General features: G+C 73.9%; 13 protein-coding genes. 5 read left to right on the forward strand and 8 right to left on the reverse strand.

Annotated elements, in window-relative coordinates:
- Positions 1 to 2: 2 nt before the first annotated feature.
- Both AC3EU2_RS02750 and AC3EU2_RS02755 read right to left on the reverse strand, forming a co-directional pair.
- Positions 3 to 3,143 carry an ATP-dependent helicase gene (locus tag AC3EU2_RS02750; protein ID WP_488178214.1) on the reverse strand — a complete coding sequence of 1,047 codons (3,141 nt, stop codon included), beginning with the start codon at positions 3,141 to 3,143 and terminating at the stop codon, positions 3 to 5.
- A 47-nt stretch (positions 3,144 to 3,190) separates the two neighbouring features.
- On the reverse strand, positions 3,191 to 4,411 hold the full coding sequence (locus AC3EU2_RS02755; protein ID WP_488178215.1) for a ThiF family adenylyltransferase: 1,221 nt from the start codon (positions 4,409 to 4,411) through the stop codon (positions 3,191 to 3,193).
- 94 nt (positions 4,412 to 4,505) lie between these two features.
- On the opposite strand from AC3EU2_RS02755, the gene AC3EU2_RS02760 reads away from it, so the two are divergent.
- The 3 genes from AC3EU2_RS02760 to AC3EU2_RS02770 all read left to right on the forward strand — a co-directional run bounded on the left by AC3EU2_RS02760 (position 4,506) and on the right by AC3EU2_RS02770 (position 5,898).
- The gene (locus AC3EU2_RS02760) at positions 4,506 to 5,147 is read left to right on the forward strand and encodes a TetR/AcrR family transcriptional regulator (RefSeq protein ID WP_488178216.1); all 642 of its coding nucleotides are present in this window, start codon (positions 4,506 to 4,508) and stop codon (positions 5,145 to 5,147) included.
- A gap of 52 nt (positions 5,148 to 5,199) precedes the next feature.
- A complete protein-coding gene (locus tag AC3EU2_RS02765; RefSeq protein WP_488178217.1) occupies positions 5,200 to 5,436 on the forward strand; it encodes a DUF3107 domain-containing protein in 237 nt (78 codons plus the stop codon).
- A gap of 192 nt (positions 5,437 to 5,628) precedes the next feature.
- Positions 5,629 to 5,898 (forward strand): GlsB/YeaQ/YmgE family stress response membrane protein, encoded by a 270-nt coding sequence (locus AC3EU2_RS02770; RefSeq protein ID WP_035939695.1) that lies wholly within the window; start codon positions 5,629 to 5,631, stop codon positions 5,896 to 5,898.
- A 236-nt stretch (positions 5,899 to 6,134) separates the two neighbouring features.
- On the opposite strand, the gene AC3EU2_RS02775 is transcribed toward AC3EU2_RS02770, so the two are convergent.
- Positions 6,135 to 6,812: a ferritin-like fold-containing protein gene (locus AC3EU2_RS02775; RefSeq protein WP_488178218.1), complete on the reverse strand. Its 678-nt coding sequence runs from the start codon at positions 6,810 to 6,812 to the stop codon at positions 6,135 to 6,137.
- Positions 6,813 to 7,011: 199 nt separating this feature from the next.
- Here AC3EU2_RS02775 and AC3EU2_RS02780 point away from each other — a divergent pair, with 199 nt between their 5' ends.
- The gene (locus AC3EU2_RS02780; protein WP_488178219.1) at positions 7,012 to 8,637 is read left to right on the forward strand and encodes a DEAD/DEAH box helicase; all 1,626 of its coding nucleotides are present in this window, start codon (positions 7,012 to 7,014) and stop codon (positions 8,635 to 8,637) included.
- A gap of 107 nt (positions 8,638 to 8,744) precedes the next feature.
- On the opposite strand, the gene AC3EU2_RS02785 is transcribed toward AC3EU2_RS02780, so the two are convergent.
- The 3 genes from AC3EU2_RS02785 to AC3EU2_RS02795 all read right to left on the reverse strand — a co-directional run bounded on the left by AC3EU2_RS02785 (position 8,745) and on the right by AC3EU2_RS02795 (position 11,185).
- Positions 8,745 to 9,806, reverse strand: coding sequence for an NAD(P)-dependent alcohol dehydrogenase (locus AC3EU2_RS02785; protein WP_488178220.1), 1,062 nt, complete (start codon positions 9,804 to 9,806; stop codon positions 8,745 to 8,747).
- A 64-nt stretch (positions 9,807 to 9,870) separates the two neighbouring features.
- Complete coding sequence (locus AC3EU2_RS02790) at positions 9,871 to 10,653, reverse strand: ParA family protein (RefSeq protein WP_488178221.1); 783 nt, start codon at positions 10,651 to 10,653, stop codon at positions 9,871 to 9,873.
- A gap of 97 nt (positions 10,654 to 10,750) precedes the next feature.
- Positions 10,751 to 11,185, reverse strand: a complete 435-nt coding sequence (locus tag AC3EU2_RS02795; protein ID WP_488178222.1) for a VOC family protein — start codon at positions 11,183 to 11,185, stop codon at positions 10,751 to 10,753.
- Between the two features lie 43 nt (positions 11,186 to 11,228).
- On the opposite strand from AC3EU2_RS02795, the gene AC3EU2_RS02800 reads away from it, so the two are divergent.
- Positions 11,229 to 12,230: a hypothetical protein gene (locus AC3EU2_RS02800; protein WP_488178223.1), complete on the forward strand. Its 1,002-nt coding sequence runs from the start codon at positions 11,229 to 11,231 to the stop codon at positions 12,228 to 12,230.
- On the opposite strand, the gene AC3EU2_RS02805 is transcribed toward AC3EU2_RS02800, so the two are convergent.
- A complete protein-coding gene (locus tag AC3EU2_RS02805; protein ID WP_488178224.1) occupies positions 12,206 to 14,062 on the reverse strand; it encodes a SelB domain-containing protein in 1,857 nt (618 codons plus the stop codon). The two genes, AC3EU2_RS02800 and AC3EU2_RS02805, sit on opposite strands and share 25 nt — an antisense overlap.
- The gene (gene selA / locus AC3EU2_RS02810; RefSeq protein WP_488178225.1) at positions 14,059 to 15,393 is read right to left on the reverse strand and encodes an L-seryl-tRNA(Sec) selenium transferase; all 1,335 of its coding nucleotides are present in this window, start codon (positions 15,391 to 15,393) and stop codon (positions 14,059 to 14,061) included. The genes AC3EU2_RS02805 and selA overlap by 4 nt, the downstream gene beginning before the upstream one ends.
- Positions 15,394 to 15,409 lie beyond the last annotated feature (16 nt).

Consider the following 15,409-nt stretch of genomic DNA (forward strand, 5'->3'; position numbering starts at 1 on the left):
GGTCACAGGGCCCGCCCCTCGGGCTGGGCGGGACAGGAGCTGCGGACCGGGCAGGTGCGGCAGATGTCGTCGCTCGGTGTCGCCGTGAACGTCGTGCCGGCCATGCCCTCGCCGGTCTCGAGGACGAGCCGTTGCGCCCAGGCCGGGTCCTCGTCGTCGGCGAGCGGCGGCTGCACCTGGATCGACGTCGCGACGCCGGCCGCCTTGCCGAGGTGCAGCAGGGCAGCGCCCGCGGACTCCGGGGCCACGTCGAGGTGCTCGAACGCGCCCGCCTCGACGGCGAGCTGGTAGGAGCCCAGCTGCGCGTGCCGGGGGACGTCGGCGCCCTTCGGCTTGCTCGACCCGGTCTTGTAGTCGATGACGCGCACGGCGCCGTCGGGTCCGACGTCGAGCCGGTCGACCGTGCCGCTGAGCACGACCCGACCGAGCTCGACCCGCATGGACTCCTCGGCGGCAAGCCGGCGCCAGCCGGAGGCCGTGTTCTCGTCGAAGAAGCGCGCGAGCCGGTCGAGCATGCGCCCGGCCTCGCGTCGCTTGAGGTCGGTGGACCACCCGGCCGGCAGCCCGAGGCGTGGCCACCGCTCGCCGAGCGCGGCCCGCATCGTCGGGGCGTCGGCGTCGCCCTCGGCGGCGATCTCGTGGATGAGCGTCCCGATGTCGCGCTGGCCGATCATCGGGCCGTCACCACCGGCCTTGGTGAGCGCCCACCTGAGCTGGCAGGAGGCGAACCCGTCGATCGAGGACGGCCCCACCCGGACGGTCCGGTCGGGGTCGCGGCGCGGGCGGTCGTCCGAGAGCGCGTGCAGCACCCACCACGACGCGGGATCGGCACCGGGAACCCCGGCCCGTGCGAGTCGGGCCAACCCGGTGATCGCGCCCCCGCGACGCCGGGGGTCGCTCGAGACGATGTCGCGGCGCAGCGCGCCGACGAGGGCCGGCAGGGTCATCGGGCGGGCCCAGTCGCTCGGCTGGCGCAGGTCCTCGCCGTCGGGGAGCGGGTCGACGACGTCGAGGAACGGTGATGGCTGCTCGTCCTCGCTGCGCACGGCGGTCACGAGCAGCGACCGGGTGGCGCGGGACACGGCGACGTGGAAGAGGCGGGTCTCGTCGTGCCGGACCGCGGCGAGGGCAGCCCGGTGGCCCCCGGCCCGGCCGCGCACGACGTCGACGAGGTCCTGCGACCCCAGGAGCGAGCCCCGCAGGCGCAGGTCGGGCCAGCTGCCCTCCTGGACTCCCGCGACGACGACCATCGGCCACTCGCGGCCGGCGGCCGCCTGCGGCGTGAGCAGGGCGACGGAGTCCCCGGACGGCGCCCTCGCCGCCAAGGTGTCGCCGGGCACGTCCTGGCCGAGGACGTGCTGGAGGAACGCCTCGGGCGACGAGCCGGGCAGCCGGTCGCCGTAGGTCGCCGCGGCGCGCAGCACCGCGAGCACGGCGTCGAGGTCACGGTCGGCCCGGGCTCCCGCGGCGCCCCCGGCCAGCGCGGTCCCACGCCATGCGGCGGCCAGCCGCGAGGCCTCCCACATGGCCCAGAGGATGCCCTCGGCACTGGCCCCGGCGGCCCAGCCGCCGTCCTCACCGCCGCAGGCCTCGATGCCGGCCCGGATCATCCGACCGACGCGCTGCACGGACCGGCCCTCGATGCCGAGCCGGTCGTGCACGGCAGGGCGCAGCAGCACCTCGGCGAGGAGCTCGTCGCTCGTGCGTGACCCTCCGGCGTCGAGCTCCTCACGACGCAGGGCCCGCCGCAGGCGCCGCAGCTCGACCGGGTCGGCGGCGCCGAGCGGGGAGACGAGGATGTCGAGGGCCACGTCGACCGGGACGTCCTCGGTCCGGGCCAGCGCGAGGTCGACGACGATCTGGAGCAGCGCGAGGAGGGGGCGCACCGCGGGCTCGTCGCGCACCGGCAGCTCGGCCTCGGCGGCGCCCACGGGCACCCCGGACGACTGCAGGGCCCTGCGCAGGGCGGCGCTGCGGGACTGCCCCCGGACGACCACCGCCATGTCTGCCCAGGCCACGCCGTCGAGCAGGTGGGCCGCACGCAGGCGCGACGCGATGAACCCCGCCTCCTGGCTGGCCGACCTCAGCAGGTGCACCTCCACCGCCCCGCCGTCGGCGCTGGGCTCGACCCGGCGGTGAGCGCTGTCGCCGAGGACGCCCACGTGCCCGGCGACGGCGCTCGTCACGTCGAGCAGGCGCTGCGGCAGCCGGTGGCTGCGTGGCAGCGCCACGGTCGGCCCGTCGCCGAGGACGGCCCACTCGCGGGCCAGCAGCGTGGGGTCACCCCCGCGGAACGTCTGGGTCGCGCTGTCCGGGTCCCCGATGAGGACGACACCCGCGGAGGGGGCGACACGGCGCAGCACCTCGAGCAGCCGCAGCGCCGCCGGCGTCATCTCCTGCGCGTCGTCGACGACGACGAGGCGAAGGTCGGACGTGAGGGAGGCGGCCACGTCGTCGTCGTCGAGCGCGCTCGCGGCGGCCCCGAGGATCCACGCCGGGTCGAACGCGCCCGGGGTGAGCAGCGCCGTCACCTCGTCGTACTCGCGGAGGAGCTCGGCGCCCGCCACCCACTCGTCCCGGCCGTGCTCGGCTCCGAGGCGGGCGAGGTCGTCGGGGTCGAGGCCGAGCTCGACGGCCCGCATGAGCAGGTCGCGCAGCTCGGCGCGGAACGCCCGGGTCGACAGCGCCAGCCGGACCCGCTCGGGCCAGCGCGGCCCGGGGGTGTCGCCCGACGCGTGGCCCGCGAGCAGCTCGCGCAGGACGACGTCCTGCTCGGGTCCGCTGAGCAGGCGCGGTGGCGGGTCACCGTCGAGGGCGGCCGCGGCGCGCAGCACCCCGAACCCGAACGACGGGAAGGTCCGGGCGAGCGGCTCGGTCGACGTGCCCCCCACGCGGGACGTCACCTGGTCGCGCAGCCGGGCCGAGGCCCGGCGGGACGCGGCGAGGATGAGGCACTGGTCGGGGCGGAGGCCGTCCGCGACGTGCGCCGCCACGAGCTCGACCGCGACCGTGGACTTGCCCGTGCCGGGCGCCCCGAGGACGCGAAGCACGCCGGTGCCGCGCCAGTCGACGACCGACTGCTGCACGGCGTCGAGGTCCGGTGGCGCGGCCTCGGTCGAGGCGGCTCGTCGCAGGGTCAGCACCCCCGAACTCCACCACGCCGGTCCGACACCGCTTCCGCCACGGTGCGTCAGTAGGTGGGCAGGCTCGGGTCGACGTCGCGGACCCAGGCGAGCACGCCCCCGGAGACGTCGACCGCGTCCACGCCACGGCCTCGCAGGATGCGCACGGCCTCTGCGGACCGTGCTCCGGTCTTGCAGTGCACGAGGACGGGTATGCCGGTCCCGACCCGGGCGATTCCCTCGCCTTCGCCGCTGCGCACCTGCGCGAGCGGGACGGCCAGGGCACCGGGGATGCTCACCACCTCGCGCTCACCCGGCTCGCGGACGTCGAGGAGGACGAACGCGTCGGCGCCGGCGTCGCGCTCCCGCAGACGTTGCGCCAGGGCGACGACGGAGACCGACGGCAGCGCCGGCTCGTCGGTGCCAGAAGCTTGGTCGTCGCTCGGGGCCGCGTCGTACTCGATGCCGAGCGGCCGACGCGGGTCCGCGCCACGGCCGCAGACCACGCAGTCCGGGTCGGCGACGACCTGAAGGGTGCTCCACGCCTGGGCCCACGCGTCGTGCAGGAGCAGGCGCCCGACGAGGGGCTCGCCGACCCCGACGAGGAGCTTGACGACCTCCTCGGCCATCACCGAGCCCACGGACCCGCAGCTGGCGCCGAGGACACCCCCGGTCGAGCAGGACGGGACCGCGCCGGGGGCCGGCGGGGTGGGGAAGACACAGCGGTAGCAGGGGCCCTCCCCCGCCCACCAGACGCTCACCTGGGCGTCGTGCTGGTAGACCGACCCCCACACGTGCGGCACCGCGAGCCGGGCACAGGCGTCCCCGACGAGGTAGCGGGTCGGGAAGTTGTCGGCGCCGTCGACGACCACGTCGTGGTCGGCGACGAGGTCGAGGACGGTGGCGGCGGTCAGCCGTGCGGTGACGGGCACCACCTCGACGCCCGGGGCGAGCGCGGCCAGTGCGTCCACGGCCGAGAGCGCCTTGGGCCGGTCCACGTCGGCGACACCGTGGACCACCTGGCGCTGGAGGTTGGTCTCGTCGACGGTGTCGTCGTCGACCACGGTGAGGCGGCCGACCCCCGCCGCAGCGAGGTAGAGCAGGACCGGCGAGCCGAGGCCGCCCGCCCCGACGACGAGGACCCGGGCGGCACGCAGCCGCCGCTGCCCCGTGTCCCCGATCCCCGGGAGGATCACGTGGCGCGCGTACCTGGTTCGCTCGGACGGCGAGAGCGCCCCACCGACGGGGGCCAGCGGCACACGCCCGCCTGTTCCAGAGTTGCGGTCCACCACGTCACGATACGTCGCGACGCCCATCAGCCCCCGGCGCGTTCCGTACCATGAGCCGCACCACACCCCAGCGCCCCCGCCAGACAGGAATGTGATGGATACGAGCACCCACCGCGGACAGCGCATGCCCCGATCCGAGCGGCGAGCCCAGCTCCTCGAGTCGGCCCAGGCGGTCTTCGTCGACCGCGGCTACCACGCGGCCGCCATGGACGACATCGCCGAGCACGCCGGGGTGTCCAAGCCCGTTCTCTACCAGCACTTCCCGGGCAAGCTCGAGCTCTACCTCGCCCTCCTCGACGCGCACTGCGACACCCTCGAGCGCCTCGTCCGCGAGGCCCTCGCCCGGCCCACCGAGGACAACGAGGAGCGCGTGGCCGCGACGACGAGCGCCTACTTCGACTTCGTCTCCCGCGAGGGCGCCGCGTTCCGGATGATCTTCGAGTCCGACCTCACGAGCGTCCCGCAGGTGCGGACCCGCCTCGACAGCCTCGAGCTCGCGTGCGCCGAGGCCATCGCCGACGTCATCGCCGAGGACTCCGGCATCCCCGACGACCAGGCCATGCTCCTCGGCGTCGGCCTCGCCGGCATGTCGCAGATCACCGCCCGGCACTGGCTCGCGGCCGAGTCCGACCTCTCCCGAGACGAGGCCGCCGGCCTGGCGAGCGCGCTCGCGTGGCGCGGTCTGGGTGGCCTGCCGCGCGTGGGTGGGGAACGTTCCGAGGACCCACCGGGTTAGCCTCAGTGAACTGATCGCCGGCCCGTGCCGCGCGCTCACCCGTGAACGAAAGGTGGACCAGACCGTGGAGGTCAACATCGGCGTGCAGAACGTCGCACGCGAGATCGCACTCGAGACCGACGCGTCGGCCGACGAGGTGTCGAAGGCCCTCGAGGCGGCGCTCGCCGAGGGTGGCGTCCTTCGCCTCACCGACACCAAGGGGCGCGAGATCCTCGTCCCGGGCCGGGCCCTGGGCTGGGTCCTCGTCGGCGAGTCCGAGAAGAGCCGGGTCGGCTTCAGCCAGGTCTGAACCGGCCTCCGCAGCCCACCCTTTGGGGTGAAAAAACGGGCCTGAACAGCCGTGATACAGGCAGCGCCGGATTCGAGATTCGCCCGACGCGCAGGTCGGGTCCGGGCCCTGATGTGGCATAGGGTTCATTTGTCAAGGTCCCCAACAGGGTGACCTGCATCGTGCCCAACAGGGCCAGAAAGGAGGGTTCCCATGATCGGAACCATCATCGGCGCCATCATCGTCGGCGCCATCATCGGAGCGCTCGCTCGTCTCGTCCTTCCCGGCAAGCAGAGCATCTCCGTCGTCGTGACCGTGATCCTCGGGATCCTCGGTTCGCTGATTGCGTCCTGGCTCGTCTACCAGCTCGGATACAACAACGAGAACGGCGGCTTCCAGTTCGTCCCGTTCCTCGCCGGCGTCGTCGTCGCCGCCCTGCTCATCGTGGGCTACGGCATGGCCACGAACAAGAAGCAGGTCTGACGCCCAGGCGTCCACGCACGAACGGCAAGGCCCCGGTTCTCCTCGCGAGAACCGGGGCCTTTCCCGTGCCACGAAAGTGGAGCTGACGTGTTCGTGCTGCGCGCGTTGGCGACGCCGTCGGAGCTGACGGGTTCGTGATGCGCGCGTTTGCGACGAAGGAGCAACTGAGCGTGCATCACGAACCCGCGAGCGCCGTCCGAGAGCGACGCCGTCCGAGCAGCCGGCGGCGCAGGACCTCAGGCGGTGAGGCCGAGCCGGGCCATGCGCTCGCTGTGCCGGTCGGTGAGCCGGGTGAACATCTCGCCGATCTCGGCGAGGTCGGCCCCGCCCCCGACGAGCAGCCCGGAGAGGGCGTCGCGCTCCACGGCCACCGCCTGACCCTGGCTGAGCGCCTCGCCGAGCAGCCGTCGCCCCCACAGGCTCAGCCGGCCCTTGGCGGTCGGGTCGGTCCGCATCTCGTCCCGCACGACCCGGACGATGAAGTCACCCATGCCCGCGTCGTCGAGCGCGTGGTCCATGACGCCACGGGTCTCCTCGTCGACGAACGAGGCCATCTCGCGGTAGAAGTCCTTGGCGATGCCGTCGCCGACGTACGCCTTGACCAGTCCCTCGACCCAGCCCCTCGGCGCCGTGCGCGTGTGGAAGGCGGAGAACGGCGCGACGAACGGCTCCATCGACGCCTCGGCCTCGGCGCCGATCGACACGAGGCGGTCGACGAGCAGCTCGTACTGCCGGTACTCCGCAGCGGCGAACCCCGCCATCTGCGCCTTGGTCCGCAGCGACGGCGCGAGGTCGGCGTCGCTCGCCATCCGGATGCACGCCGTCAGCTCGCCGTAGGCGAGCACGCCGAGCAGGTCGACCACGGCTGCCCGGTATGCCGGGTCCTCGAGTGCCGCCGCAGCGTTCGTCTCCATGCCGGGCAGCCTAGCCATGGCCGCGTGGCGGGGCGGACGGCATACGCACGCTAGGCTGGACGAGTCCACGGTGCCCGGTCGGCACGACGAAAGATCAGTGTGCGGGCCCCGCTCGGGAGCCCACCCCGAAGAACTCCGATCGGCCCGCCACAGCGGCGATGAGCCTCACGCGCGTGACGCCGCCGATCAGAGAGTTCCCATGACCGACAGTCAGACCATCCCTGCCGACCCGATGACCGCCGAGGCGATCCCCGACGAGATCGCCATCGAGGCCACGAAGCAGGCCACGGCGGACGTGCAGACCTTCGCCGACTTCTCGATCCACCCCGACATCGTCGCCGCGCTCGCCGGCCACGGCATCCTGACGCCGTTCCCGATCCAGGCCATGACCCTCCCGGTCGCGCTGTCCGGGCACGACATCATCGGCCAGGCCAAGACGGGCACCGGCAAGACCCTCGGCTTCGGCATCCCGCTGCTCAACAAGGTCATCGCCCGTGGCGACGACGCCTGGGAGGGCTTCACGCACCGCGGGAAGCCGCAGGCCCTGGCCGTCGCGCCGACCCGTGAGCTGGCCGTGCAGGTCGCGAGCGACCTCGAGCGCGCCGGCAAGAAGCGGGGCATCCGGGTGCTCACCGTCTACGGCGGCCGCGCCTACGAGCCCCAGATCGAGGCGCTGGCCCAGGGCGTCGAGGTCGTCGTCGGCACCCCCGGCCGCCTCATCGACCTCGCCAAGCAGGGCCACCTCGACCTCTCCCACGCCAAGACCGTCGTCCTCGACGAGGCCGACGAGATGCTCGACCTCGGCTTCCTCCCCGACGTCGAGAAGCTCCTGGCGATGACGTCGCCGGCCCGCCAGACGATGCTCTTCTCGGCCACGATGCCGGGCGCCGTCGTCGCGCTGGCCCGTCGCTACATGACCCAGCCGACCCACATCCGGGCGATGCAGGAGGGCGAGGGCGACACCTCGCAGACCGTCAAGGCGGTCACGCAGCACGTGTTCCGCGCCCACGCGATGGACAAGGTCGAGATGCTCGCCCGCATGCTCCAGGCCAACGGCCGCGGCCTGACGATCATCTTCAGCCGGACCAAGCGCACGGCCGCCAAGGTCGCCGACGACCTCGCCGAGCGCGGCTTCGCGGCCGCGGCCATCCACGGCGACCTCGGCCAAGGAGCCCGTGAGCAGGCGCTGCGCGCGTTCCGCTCAGGTAAGGTCGACGTCCTCGTCGCCACCGACGTCGCCGCCCGCGGCATCGACGTCGAGAACGTCACGCACGTCATCAACTACCAGTGCCCCGAGGACGAGAAGACCTACATCCACCGCATCGGCCGCACCGGTCGCGCCGGGCAGACCGGCATCGCCGTGACGTTCGTCGACTGGGACGACCTGCACCGCTGGACGATGATCAACAAGGCGCTCGACCTCGGGATCCCGGACCCCGAGGAGACCTACTCCTCGTCGGACCACTTCTACGAGCAGATGGACATCCCGCTCGGGTCCAAGGGCCGCCTCGCGAAGTCCCAGCAGACCCGCGCCGGGCTCGACGCCGAGGTGCTCGAGGACCTCGGCGAGACCGGCAAGTCCGGCGGGCGCCGCCCGACCGGCGGCCGTGGCTCGCGTGACGGCGCCTCCCGTGACGGCGGCTCGCGTGACGGCGGTCGCGGGTCGCGCGACGGCGGTCGTGGACGGGGCGGCGAGAGCCGCACCTCGACCGCCGGTCCGCGCACCGAGACCGCCGCTCCTCGCGCCGAGGGCGGCGATGCCGCAGGTCGGGGCCGGAGCCGTCGCCGCACGCGTGGCGGCAGGCCCGCCGGCGCGACCGACTGACGCGCGCGGACGGCATACGACCGGCCGAGCACCGCAAAGAGGCCCGGGGCAAGAGAACTGTTCTCTTGCCCCGGGCCCGCCGGGGGCGGGAAAGGTGTGGCGGGCGGTCAGCCGGGGGTGATCGTCGAGGTGTCGATGACGTAGCGGTAGCGCACCGTGCCCGCCACGACCTCGTCGTAGGCCGCGTCGATGGTCGTCGTGTCGCTCGCGTCCAGCCGCTCGACGCTCGCTCCGATGCCGTGCTCGGCGCAGAAGTCGAGCATCTCCTGGGTCTCGCCGATGCCCCCGATGTTGCTGCCGGAGATCGCCTTGTTGCCGATGATGAGGCTCCCCGGCTTGACCGAGAGGTTGCTCGGCGGGAGGCCGACGTTGACGAGGGCACCGTTGGGGCGCAGGAGACGCAGGTACGCCTCCATGTCGAGGTCGGCACTCACCGTGTTGAGGATGAGGTCGAAGCTGCCACGGGCCTCGCGCATCGCTGCCTTGTCGCTCGTCGCGATGTGGTTGCTCGAGCCGAGCGCCTTGGCGTCCTCGGCCTTCGCGGCCGAACGGGAGAGCGTGGAGACCTCGGCCCCCATGGCCGCGGCGAGCTTGACGCCCATGTGGCCGAGCCCGCCGACACCGACGACGGCGACCTTGCGGCCGGGACCGGAGCCCCAGCGCTTCAGCGGCGAGTAGGTCGTGATGCCGGCGCAGAGCAGCGGTGCCGCCTCGTCGAGCTCGATGCCCTCGGGGACCCGCACGACCATGCGCTCGGTGACGACGATCTGCTGGCTGTAGCCACCGGCGGCCCACTCACCGTCGTAGTTCTTGGCGTTGTAGGTGCCGACCGAGCCCTTGGAGCAGAACTGCTCCTGGCCGTTCTTGCAGTTCTCGCACTCGGCGCACGAGTCGACGAGGCAGCCGACGCCGACGCGGTCGCCGACGGAGAACCTCGTGACACCGTCGCCGACGGCGCTGACCGTTCCGGCGATCTCGTGGCCGGTGACGATCGGGTAGTGGGCGGCGCCCCACTCGTCGCGGACGGTGTGGATGTCGCTGTGGCAGATGCCGGCGAAGGCGATGTCGATGCGGACGTCGTCGTCGCGGAGGTCTCGACGGTCGATCTCCACGGCCTCGAAGGGCGCGGAGGCAGAGGGCACGGACAGTGCGTTGGTCTTGGTGGGCATGCCCCCACCGTAACCCCGGTGAGCGCCCGCTCTGGACCTCGCGATCCGCCCTCTCGGGTGTCGGTTACAGCTGCGGCAGGAGCGAGGCCGCGACGTCCCGGTAGGCGCGGGCCCCCTTGGACGTGCGTGACGTCGCGAGGATCGAGCGCCCCACCGCGGGGGCCTCGGCGAAGCGCACGGTGCGTGGGATCGGCGGCGAGAGCACGGGCAGGCCGTAGCGCTCGCCGACGTCGGAGAGCACCTCCCGCGCGTGGTTGCTGCGTCCGTCGAAGAGGGTCGGGAGGATGCCGATGACCTTGAGCTTCTTGTTGAGGATCTTCTTGACGTCGGCGACGGTGTCGAGCAGCTGCCCGACGCCGCGGTGGCTGAGCATCTCGCAGGGCATCGGGATGATGAGACCGCCCGCCGCGGTGAGGGCGTTGAGGGTGAGCACCCCCAGGCTGGGCGAGCAGTCGATGAGCACGATGTCGTAGTCCTTGCGGGCGCTCTCAAGCGCCGTCTGCAGGACGTACTCGCGCGCCGGGCGCCCGAGGAGCACGGCCTCGGTGCCGGCGAGGTCGATCGAGCTGGGGACGAGGTGCACGCCGTCCTCGCACTCGACGACGACGTCGGCCAGCTCGGCCTGACCGAGGAGGACGTGGTGGATCGACTCCTCGACCTCGTCGGGGTCGACGCCGAGGCTGAAGGTCAGGCAGGCCTGGGCGTCGAGGTCGACGAGCAGCACGCGCTTGCCGAGCTCGGCGAAGGCGGCACCGAGCGAGGCGACCGACGTGGTCTTGGCGACGCCGCCCTTCTGGTTGGCGACGGCGATGATCGTGGCACCCGTGGGGCGCTTGCGTGGGGGCACAGGGAGGTCCTTGAACGAAAGTGGGTATGCCGGCCCCCGCAGAGCGTGGGACCCGCGCCCCAGTCTCTCAGGCACCCCGCCCCGCGCGGACCACCGCTCAGGTGGTGTCGGACACGGCCGGGAGGACGAGCTGCCCCACCGGGCCGGGGTTGAACGCCACCTCCCAGCGAAACCCGTCGGGGTCGGCGAAGTACCCGGTGTAGCCGCCCCACTCGCGCTCGACGCCGGAGGCGACGTCCGAGGAGCCGGCGGCACGGGCGACCTCGAGGACCGCGTCGACCTCGGAGACGTTGGAGACGTTGTGGGCGAGGGTGATGGGCAGGATGCCCGTGGAGTCTGACAACGGGCCGACCTCGGCCTCGAAGTGCCCGCGGTCCCAGAGCGACAGGACGAGCTGGGGACCTGCGCGAAACATGAGGACGTCCCCCTCGACGTCGAGCTCGGGCTCCCAGCCGAGCCCGTCGACGTAGAAGCGCCGGGTCGCGTCGAGGTCGTGCACCCCGAGGGTGACGAAGGAGATGCGCTGCTCCACGGCGACTCAGTCCGCGGTGTGGGTGGCGGCGTGGAAGGCGTGCATGGGCCCATCGTGGCACCGGCTCACGACAGGGAACCGGTCGGGCGGCGGGCTGCGTCCCAGTGGCGCGACCCGCACCGGGACCTGCGCCACCGTCGTCGGCACGATCGTGCTCGCGGTCTCGCCGCTCGGTGGCGGTGGTGCCCCTACGGGCCCCACCCCCGCCCCGGCGCGGCCGTCGGCGACCGCGAGCGGCTCACCCGCGCCGTCGGATGAGGTCTGGACCGCGGCGACGGTGCTCCAGCGCGACCCGTCGTCCCCGCCGGAGCTCTGCGTCGGCGGCGTCGCGCAGTCCTACCCGCCCCAGTCCGGCGGGCCGCGGATCGTCGGCTGGGACTGGGCCGACGTCACCGACGCGACCGAGGCCTCCGGGGTCATCTGGGTCGACAGGACGTTCGTCACGGGGACCTACGACGGCGACACCTTCACCCTCACCCGACCGCCGAGCGACCTGCCACCCCCGTGCGCGGTTGTCGAGACGCCGGCGCAGCACGACGAGTTCCCCGCGCTCTGCGAGCACCCGTTGCGCGGCGCCGAGGCGAGCGCCGCGGCCGGCGCCCGGGCCGACACCCGGGCCAAGGACGCCCTGGGCCGTCACCTCGAGGGGATGGACGGCTACGTCGCCTCGTGGGTCTCCGACGGCCGGGCGTTCATGAACGTCGTCGTCACCGGCGAGGCCGGGTCGGCCTGGGCCCGGCTCCGACGGCTCTGGGCTGGCACGCTCTGCGTCGAGCAGCGCGACGTCGCCACCCACGCGGACATGCTTGCCGCCCAGGAGGCGCTCGGCGAGGCACCGCTGGCGCCGGCGCAGTGCCTAGGCAGCGCCCCCGGGACCTACCTTCGACTGCAGGTCGGCGTCACCCCTCGCGGACCCCGCCACCGTCGCGGCCATCCACCGCGTGGTCTCCCCCTGGCTCGACCCCGGCGACGTCGTCATCACGCCCCGGCTGCGCCCGCTGACGCCCTGAGGTCCATCGCTCAGCGGACGACGGTGCGCAGCTGACCGTCGAGGCGGCGGGTCCAGCCGCGCTCGTCGAGGTGCTCGAGCAACGGGACCGCGACCCGGCGCGTCGTCGCCAGGGCCTGCCTGGCAGCACTGAGAGTGAACGGCTGGTCGAGGCAGGTGAGGACACGCATCGCCCTGGCCGGGCCGTCCGGCAGCAGCACGACGTCGTCGGCCAGTCGCAGCAGCCGTCCCGTCCGCTGTGCCGCGGCGAGCTCGCGGGCGCCGAGTCCGAGCTCGCAGAGGCGGTCCCGGTCCGGCGCGTCGAAGGGCGACTCCCGCAGCGCCCGCTCGACCGTGCTGACGCCCTGCTCGGCGGGGCCCAGGCCTGACGCGCCCGACGGGTGGACGCACCCCGCGGTCACCGCCAGGCCTGCCCGCTCGGCGAGATGCCGCACGAGCTCGGCCCCCGGCGCCGCGATTCCGGGGGCGAGTGTGCCGCCGTCGGCGGCCGAACGGAGATGGCCGGGCAGGCGCAGCAGGTGCAGCACCTCGACCGTGGCCGGGCCCGGGCTGAGCGGGTGGGCGGCCTGGTGCGCAGCCACCGTCTCGCATACGACGCCCGTCCACGTCGAGAGGGTCGCCGGGTCGAACCACCAGGCCCCCACCCGGACTCCGCCGTCCGGATCCGGGAGGCCGAGTCGTCGCAGGAGGAGCGGGTGGTCACCGCCTCGCGCCTCGAGCCTGAGGTCAGCCGGGGCCCGGTCGGCGCAGAGGTGGGACCCTCGCGCGGACCCGGCCCCGCGCCTGCGCAGCGGCAGCGGGTCGACGTCGACGACCCTCAGGGACCAGAGCCTGCGGCTGCCGGGCTCTCGCAGGATCGCGCGGTCACCGACCCGCCAGGGCAGGACCTCCTGCGCCGTGATCCGAGCGTGGCGGTCGCCGAGGCGGCGCACGGTCACCTGCACGTCAGCGGACCCGACGTGCAGGACGGCCGCCCTGGGCGCGTCGCCGGGCCCTCGGCGGGAGGACCACGCGGCCTCCGTGCTCTCCTCCACGGCCGCCAGCTCGACGTCCACGACGGTCCCGAGCGCGAACGCCCCCGGCGTCAACAGGACGGCGGAGCGGCCCAGCGCCCTGGACCCGACCCGGCGCAGGTTGACGGCCACCCTGGAGACCGGCCCCACGCTCTGGCGCGGGACGTCCTGGCTGTGCAGCCCGCGGACGGTGACCTCGTGTACCCGCCCGCCGTCGAGGAGCGCGAGTCGGTCACCCACGTGCACGGCGCCGGACCCCAGCGTGCCCGTGACCACGGTTCCCGCGCCGGCGATCGAGAAGGACCGGTCGGTCCACAGCCGGACGGGGCTCCCGGTGTCCGGTGCCGGGAGGCGCGTCGTGAGTGCGCCCAGTGCCTCGACGAGGAGGTCGAGACCCCATCCGGCCGTCGCCGACACCCGGACGGTGGCGACGGTCAGCCCCGCAGCCGCCAGCCGGCGGGACGCCTCGGCAGCGACCTGGGACTGCCGGCTCTCGTCCGCGAGGTCGCACCGGGTGATCACGAGGACCCCGTCGCGGATCCCCAGGGCCTGCACGGCGGCGAGGTGCTCGGAGCTCTGGGCCTGCCAGCCCTGGTCGGCCGCGACGACGAAGACGACGGCCGGCGCGGGCCCGAGCCCGGCGAGCATCGTCCCGACGAACCGCTGGTGGCCGGGGACGTCGACGAACGCCACCTCGGCGCCCCCGGGCAGGGTGGTCCAGGCGAAGCCGAGCTCGATCGTCAGCCCCCGCGCCTTCTCCTCGCGCAGCCGGTCGGGATCGCGTCCGGTGAGGGCCCGCACCAGGGTGGACTTGCCGTGGTCGACGTGGCCGGCGGTGGCGAGGACCCACCTCATGGTTCCGGGGACCCGCCCGTGGCCACGAGCGCGGCCCGAAGGGCGCGTTCGACGTCGGCGTCCCGGTCCGGCGGGACGCAGCGCAGGTCGACGAGGCCACGGCCGTCCTCGACCCGGGCGAGCACGACCGGGACGTCCTCCGTCGGTGCTCGCAACCGTGGCACGACGGCCACCGGCACCGCCACCGCCCATCCCGGCAGGGGGACGCCGGGAGCGCCCCCGCCGCCGACACGCCCCACGACGGCGACGACCTCACGGCCGAGCGCGCGGGCGAGGGCGTCGGTGCGAGGACGGAGTTGGTCGGCGGTCAGGTGCAGCGCGGACGTCACCGGCGTCACCGGGCCGCGCAGCGTCGCCTCCAGGGCGGCGAGGGTGAGCTTGTCGACCCGGAGCGCCCTCGCGAGGGGGTGCCGCCGCAGGCGCTCGACGGTCGCCCGCTCGCCGAGGAGGAGCCCGGACTGCGGTCCACCCAACAGCTTGTCACCGCTCGCGGTGACAAGCGTCGCGCCGGCGCGCAGCGACGTCGTGGCGTCCGGCTCCTGCGGGAGGACCGGATCGTGGGTGAGCAGACCCGATCCGATGTCCGCGACCACGGGCACGACCGAGCCGTCGGGTCGCCGCACGTCCCGCAGGCCCTCGAGTCCGACGGAGGCGACGAAGCCGTCGAGGCGGAAGTTGCTCGGGTGTACCTTGAGGATGCACCCGGTGTCCGGACCCACAGCGTCGAGGTAGTCGCGTGAGTGGGTGCGGTTGGTCGTCCCCACCTCGCGCAGCCGGGCCCCGGTGGAGGCGATGAGGTCGGGCAGGCGGAAGCCGTCGCCGATCTCGACCATCTCGCCCCGGGAGACGACCACGTCGCGGCCGGAGGCCAGCGCGGTGGTGGCGAGGACGAGTGCCGCCGCACCGTTGTTGACGACCAGGGCGGCCTCCGCATCAGGAACGGCCTCGAGGAGCGCGGCCACCGCCGCGGCTCCCCGGCGGCCCCGCTCACCCGTCCGGAGGTCCATCTCGACGTCGACGTGGCCCGAGGCGTCGGTGAGCGCGTCCACCGCCGCGGGTGAGAGCGGCGCCCGCCCGATGTTGGTGTGGACCACCACGCCGGTCGCGTTGAGCACCGGCGTCAGCGAGGACGGACTCCCCCGCAGGACCGCGACGGCGGCGTCGAGCACGTCGGCCGGGAGGATCTCGCCGCGTCGGGCGCGACCCTGCGCGGAGATGACCGCCCGTCGCACGGTGTCGGGGCCGAGGTGGTGCGCCGCGGCGAGCAGGCGCGCCTCGCCGAGGAGGACGTCGGTGCGGGGAATCGCACGACGTGGATCGGCGTCGTTCACCCACACTCCCTTCGTC

It is taken from the genome of Knoellia sp. B-D-2, from assembly GCF_057714695.1.

Bases quoted from the DNA above. Each gene is read 5' to 3' on its own strand.
- AC3EU2_RS02760 (WP_488178216.1), top strand. From the start codon at position 4,506: ATGGATACGAGCACCCACCGCGGACAGCGCATGCCCCGATCCGAGCGG.
- AC3EU2_RS02770 (WP_035939695.1), top strand. From the start codon at position 5,629: ATGATCGGAACCATCATCGGCGCCATCATCGTCGGCGCCATCATCGGA.
- AC3EU2_RS02775 (WP_488178218.1), bottom strand. From the start codon at position 6,812: ATGGAGACGAACGCTGCGGCGGCACTCGAGGACCCGGCATACCGGGCA.
- AC3EU2_RS02780 (WP_488178219.1), top strand. From the start codon at position 7,012: ATGACCGACAGTCAGACCATCCCTGCCGACCCGATGACCGCCGAGGCG.
- AC3EU2_RS02785 (WP_488178220.1), bottom strand. From the start codon at position 9,806: ATGCCCACCAAGACCAACGCACTGTCCGTGCCCTCTGCCTCCGCGCCC.
- AC3EU2_RS02800 (WP_488178223.1), top strand. From the start codon at position 11,229: ATGGGCCCATCGTGGCACCGGCTCACGACAGGGAACCGGTCGGGCGGC.
- AC3EU2_RS02805 (WP_488178224.1), bottom strand. From the start codon at position 14,062: ATGAGGTGGGTCCTCGCCACCGCCGGCCACGTCGACCACGGCAAGTCC.